This window comes from Neorhizobium sp. BETTINA12A (genome assembly GCF_023006485.1).
Classification (GTDB): Bacteria; Pseudomonadota; Alphaproteobacteria; order Rhizobiales; family Rhizobiaceae; genus Neorhizobium.
Map to the genome: position 1 here is coordinate 1 of NZ_JALBGW010000235.1, position 5,337 is coordinate 5,337.

6 protein-coding genes are annotated in these 5,337 nt (G+C 62.6%); 4 read left to right on the plus strand and 2 right to left on the minus strand.

Annotated features, from left to right (window positions below; translation table 11 throughout):
- A partial coding sequence (locus tag MOV61_RS27970) for a hypothetical protein (protein WP_247138924.1) occupies positions 1–867 on the minus strand: 867 nt, incomplete at its 3' end.
- Positions 868–1,086: 219 nt separating this feature from the next.
- Between MOV61_RS27970 and MOV61_RS27975 the strand changes: the two genes are divergently transcribed.
- The 3 genes from MOV61_RS27975 (at position 1,087) to MOV61_RS27985 (ending at position 3,786) form a co-directional block, all read left to right on the plus strand.
- Positions 1,087–1,488 carry a MarR family winged helix-turn-helix transcriptional regulator gene (locus MOV61_RS27975; protein ID WP_247138925.1) on the plus strand — a complete coding sequence of 134 codons (402 nt, stop codon included), beginning with the start codon at positions 1,087–1,089 and terminating at the stop codon, positions 1,486–1,488.
- Between the two features lie 76 nt (positions 1,489–1,564).
- Positions 1,565–2,860: an MFS transporter gene (locus MOV61_RS27980; protein ID WP_038545427.1), complete on the plus strand. Its 1,296-nt coding sequence runs from the start codon at positions 1,565–1,567 to the stop codon at positions 2,858–2,860.
- Between the two features lie 128 nt (positions 2,861–2,988).
- Positions 2,989–3,786 (plus strand): class I SAM-dependent methyltransferase, encoded by a 798-nt coding sequence (locus MOV61_RS27985; protein WP_247138926.1) that lies wholly within the window; start codon positions 2,989–2,991, stop codon positions 3,784–3,786.
- 86 nt (positions 3,787–3,872) lie between these two features.
- Here MOV61_RS27985 and tal read toward each other — a convergent pair whose 3' ends face one another.
- Entirely contained in the window at positions 3,873–4,838 is a 966-nt protein-coding gene (tal, locus tag MOV61_RS27990) for a transaldolase (RefSeq protein ID WP_247138927.1), read from the minus strand.
- 184 nt (positions 4,839–5,022) lie between these two features.
- On the opposite strand from tal, the gene MOV61_RS27995 reads away from it, so the two are divergent.
- Positions 5,023–5,337 (plus strand): helix-turn-helix domain-containing protein (locus tag MOV61_RS27995; protein ID WP_247138929.1); only part of this gene is annotated, 315 nt, incomplete at its 3' end.

Here is a 5,337-nt window from a genome sequence, read left to right on the forward strand (position 1 = left end):
ATGGGTTTGAGCGGCGGCGGCACCGCCCTCGGGCGCGTGTGCGGCTTCTGCCGGCGCTTCCGCCTTCGAGCCGAAGATCATGCCGGTGATGGAGCTGAAGAAACCGCCGCTTTCCTTGGCCGCAATTTCGTCACCATGGCCTTCGGCCGGAGCACCATGCGCATCGGCTGGCGCTCCATGCGGGTCGGCTGCAGGCTCGCCATGACCGGAAGCGGGCTTTTCGCTCATTGCTCCGTGGCTCTTCGGCTTCTCGCCATGGCTGGCGGAAGCGCCGTGTTCGCCTTCCGGCACCGCGACGACAGGTTCGACGCAATCGGCGTGGTCGGTCAGCCGTGCGGTGAGCGTCTCGACATCCTCAAGCGGCAGGTCGATGCGCATGCCGTAATATTCGCCGTTCGAATTGGCCGCGCCATCGAGGTAGTAGGCTGAATAGGGCCTCACGTCGGCGCCTTCGGGCGCTTTGTTGGGATCCGGGATATAGACGACCTGGGCACCGATCACGCGGCCGCGCATCTGAGCGCGATCACGGGGGCCGGCCTTGTCGATCATCGCCACCTGGACGAGATCCGCCTTTTCTTTTTCCTGGACCGCCTTGGCGACACGCAAGGCCGTGCGGATGCGCGCCAGACCGTCGCCGGTTCCGTCGCTCACCACGTATTTGCGGATCCAGTAACGCTGATCGCGCTTGATCTTGACCGTTTCCAGCGCGGTACATTCGAGCCCGTTGATCTCCAGATAGGAGGGGCCGAGGATCTTGTCCGTGCCGATGAGCACAGCGGCCGCACCGCTGCCACCGCCGAGAACGACGATACTGCCCATGAGGATGAAGACGAGCTTCTTGGAAAACCGGAACTTCAGACCCTTCACTTGCCGAGCTCCGGCATGATCAAACTCCATATCTACGCAAAACAACAGGATGGAATAGTGCCGGGATAGTCGCCTATTCTTGTTGAGGAAGCTTTAAGCCGGGCCATTCTTTTTGTGCCCTGGAGGTCTTTCTTCGGGTCGGCCTGCGCCATTCCGAAACGTTCCAGCTTTTGATGCGCCCCTCTTGCGCAAATCGAACCGCGGGTATATACCCGCTCTATGCCGAACGACACCTGCCACTGCATCCTGCTGCGCAAAGCCTCGCGAAAGGTCTCGTCCTATTACGACGAGGCCCTGGCGCCGCTTGGCGTCAACATCGGGCAGTTCAGCCTGCTGCGCAACATCAACCGGCTGGCGCCGATCTCGCTGACCGATCTCGCCGTCCAGGTGGAACTGGACCGTTCGACGGTCGGCCGCAATACCAAGGTGCTGGAGCGCATGGGCCTGGTGGCGATCGGCCATGGCGAGGACCAGCGCGAGGCGATGCTGACGGTGGCGCCGAAGGGTGCGGCGATCCTGAAGCAGGGCGCGCCGCTCTGGGACAGCGTCCAGGACGATATCGAAGCCCGGCTCGGGGCCGAGAAAACCAGACAATTGCAGGAGCTGCTGGCGGCTCTCTGATTTTTATGCAAAAGCGGGCATATACCCGAAAATTACACGCTGCCGGAGCGGCAACGACCAGGAAAGGGACAGAACCATGATCTCCAATCGCGCCGCCCAATGGATGGCGGCCAGAAACCTGCACTACGGGTGGGTGGTTGCCATCACCACATTCCTGACGATGCTCGCGACCGCCGGCGCCATGGGCTCGGCCGGCGTGATGATCCAGCCGTTGCATCAGGAGTTCGGCTGGGATATCGCCGACATCTCGTCCGCCATGGCGGTGCGTTTGCTGCTGTTCGGGCTGCTTGCTCCGTTTGCCGCCGCTTTCATGAACCATTTCGGCATCCGCCAGGTCGTAACGACCGCGCTGGCGCTGATCCTGGGCGGCATCGTCGTTTCACTATTCATGACCGAGGTCTGGCAGCTGGTGGCGCTTTGGGGCATCGTCATCGGCGTCGGCACCGGCATGACCGCCATGGTGCTTGGCGCAACGGTAGCTTCCCGCTGGTTTTCGCAACGTCGCGGCCTCGTCATGGGCATGTTGAGCGCCAGCAACGCGACCGGCCAACTCGTCTTCCTGCCGCTCTTGGCGGACCTGAGCGAAACCTATGGCTGGCGCACGGCACTGGCGCTGACCGCCTTCGCCATCAGCGCCGCCATGATCCTCGTGCTGGCACTGATGCGCGACCATCCCGCCGACGTCGGCCTGCCGGCCTATGGCGAGACGACCGTCTCCAGGTCACCGAAGCAGGATCACAAGCTGCTGACCACGCTGATCTCGCCGATCACCACGCTGAAGAGCGCCTCGGCCAGCGGCACATTCTGGGTTCTGTTCGGCACCTTCTTCGTCTGCGGGCTTTCCACCAATGGCCTTATCCAGACCCATTGGATCTCGATCTGCGGCGATTTCGGCATGGCGCCGCTGGCCGCCGCCAGCACGCTGGCCGTGCTTGGCATCTTCGATTTCTTCGGCACGATCATGTCCGGCTGGCTTTCCGACCGGTATGACAACCGCATCCTGCTCTTCTGGTATTATGGGCTGCGCGGCCTGTCGCTGATCTACCTCTCTGTCTCCGGCTTCAGCTTCTATGAACTGTCGGCCTTCGCCGTCTTCTACGGGCTGGACTGGATCGCCACCGTGCCGCCAACGGTAAAGCTCGCCGCCGACAAATTCGGCCGCGAAAAGGCCGGCATGGTGTTCGGCTGGGTGTTCACCGGGCACCAGCTGGGCGCTGCCACCGCGGCCTATGGCGCAGGCTACCTGAAGAGCGGTTTCAACACCTACATGCCGGCCCTGCAGATCGCCGGCGTGATGTGCATGATCGCCGCGGTTTCCGTCCTGCTGCTGCGCAAGCCGGGCACCGCCAAGCTGGTGCCGCAGCCGGCCTGATCTTCGCAACACCTCTCCAGCGGCTGTCACCGGCCGCCGGAGACCTAGCCTGTGATTGCAAAACTGCAAAACTCCCGGGATATGATATTGGTGGCGCAAGCCAGGCCGCCATCGCCGCAGGAGGCACCATGTCGTCGATCACCTCGGGCAACGCCGTTCAATATGCCGACAGCCGCAAGCTGGCGGCTCGGGGGCGCCTCAACAGGGAATATACGATCGCCGAGACCGGCTGGTTTCCCTGGGTTGCGCGGCAACTGCCCCTGAGGCCTGCTGACCGCGTCCTCGATATCGGCTGCGGCCCCGCCTGGTTCTGGGCCTCGGTCATCAACGATATACCTGAAAATCTCGACCTCACGCTCGCCGATCAATCTTCCGGAATGGTGGAAGAGGCCCTTGCGCGCTGTACGTCCCTACCCTTCGGATCGGTCACGGGCCGTCAGGCGGAAGCTTCCTCCCTTCCCTTCGAGGACAATAGCTTTGACTTCGTGGTGGCCATGCACATGCTCTACCACCTGCCCGATCCGGCAGCAGGAATCGCGGAAATGTTCCGGGTGCTGAAGCCCGGTGGATGGCTGGCGGTCACTACCAACGGCATGGGCAACATGCGCGGGATCTACGAACTTACCACCGTGTTCGGCAGCAAGCCATTCGATCCGAGCGCGGCCGTTTTCGGATACGACAGGGCCGAGGAGCTGATGCGTGCCCGGTTTGGCAATGTTGCCTTCTCCCAGCACCCCGCACACATGCGGATCACCGAGCCGGAGGACGTCTTTCTGGCGCTAACCTCCTACCCGCCCGGCGACGGCGCGGACGAGGCTCAATTGGACGCGTTCCGGGAAGCAATCGCCGCTGCATTCGAGCGCGGCAACGGCGTGCTCGAGGTGGAGAAGGAAACCGGCCTGTTCGTCAGCAGAAAGCCGGACTGATCCCGAGCGCGGACTTGAGCATTTGCCAATACAGAAAGGCCCGTCGCGAGACGGGCCTTTCTTCATGCCGGCGGTGGAAGCTGGTATCAGGCTGCGGCGAGGGTCAGTTCCTTCTTGACGATCTGGCGCAGCGACGCGAGGTCCTTGGCGAAGGCGCGAATGCCTTCCGACAGCTTTTCGGTCGCCATCGCGTCCTCGTTCAGCATCCAGCGGAAGGACTTCTCGTCGAGCGACTGCAACGGCTCCGCGTTGAACGTTTCCGGCACGAGCTTGCGCTCCAGCTTGCCGGTGTCCTTGTCGAGCTCGTCGAGCAGAGCCGGGCTGATCGTCAGGCGGTCGCAGCCGGCCAGCGCTTCGATTTCGCCCGCATTGCGGAACGAGGCGCCCATGACGATCGTCTTGATGCCGTTCGCCTTGTAGTAGTTGTAGATGGCGCGCACGGAAACGACGCCCGGATCGGTCTCGGCCGTATAATCCTGGCCGGTCGACTTCTTGTACCAGTCGAGAATGCGGCCGACGAAGGGCGAGATCAGGAACACTTTCGCTTCGGCGCAGGCGATCGCCTGGGCTTGGCTGAAGAGAAGCGTCAGGTTGCAGTCGATGCCTTCCTTCTGCAGCACTTCGGCGGCGCGGATGCCTTCCCAAGTGGAGGCGAGCTTGATCAGGATGCGGTCGCGCTCGATGCCGCGCTCCTTGTAGGCGGCGATGATATGGCGAGCCTTGGCAATCGACGCTTCCGTGTCGAAGGACAGGTCGGCATCGACTTCGGTTGAAACGCGGCCCGGCACCAGCTCGGACAGGGCGGCACCGACGGTGATCGCCAGACGGTCGGCGACGGCGGACACGACGGCGTCCGGATTGCCCGGCTGTTTGCGGCCCCAGGCAATCGCTTCCTTGACCTTGTCGGCGAAGATGGGCGTGCCGAGCGCCTTCAGAACGATGGTCGGGTTGGTAGTGCAATCCACGGGCTTCAGACGGGCGACCGCCTCGATGTCGCCGGTATCGGCAACGACCGTGGTCATGGAACGAAGCTGCTCTAGTTTAGACGTCATCCGAATATTCCTCGATATATGGAGAACTAAACGCCTGTTGCGCGATTTGGCTCCTCCGGCGCGTTGGCAAGAATTATCCCCTGCCGGCGGTCAAAAAGTCAAGACATTTGTTCTTCGGAATTGACATATGTGTCAGTTGGAACAAATATCATGGGGCTTGTCCATCATTGTCCCGGGAGGCCCGTTGGCTAGGCTCAGACACGAGACCCATACCGCCTATTCCGAAGCCGCCTCCATGCGGCTGCGGGCGGCATGGCTTTATTATAACCAGGGATTGACGCAAAAAGATGTCGCCGAACGGCTGGGCTTGAGCCGCTCGACGGTGATCCGCCTGCTCGACGAGGCGATGAAGCGCTCCGAGGTCCAGATCTGGATCAGCGAAGGCATCGACACCTGCGTCGAACTGGCGATCCGGCTGGAAAAGGCCTACGGGCTGGACGAGGCTGTGGTCGTGCCCGCCCCGCGCGACAGCAGCGCCGCGGCGCTCGCCAGTTCGGTC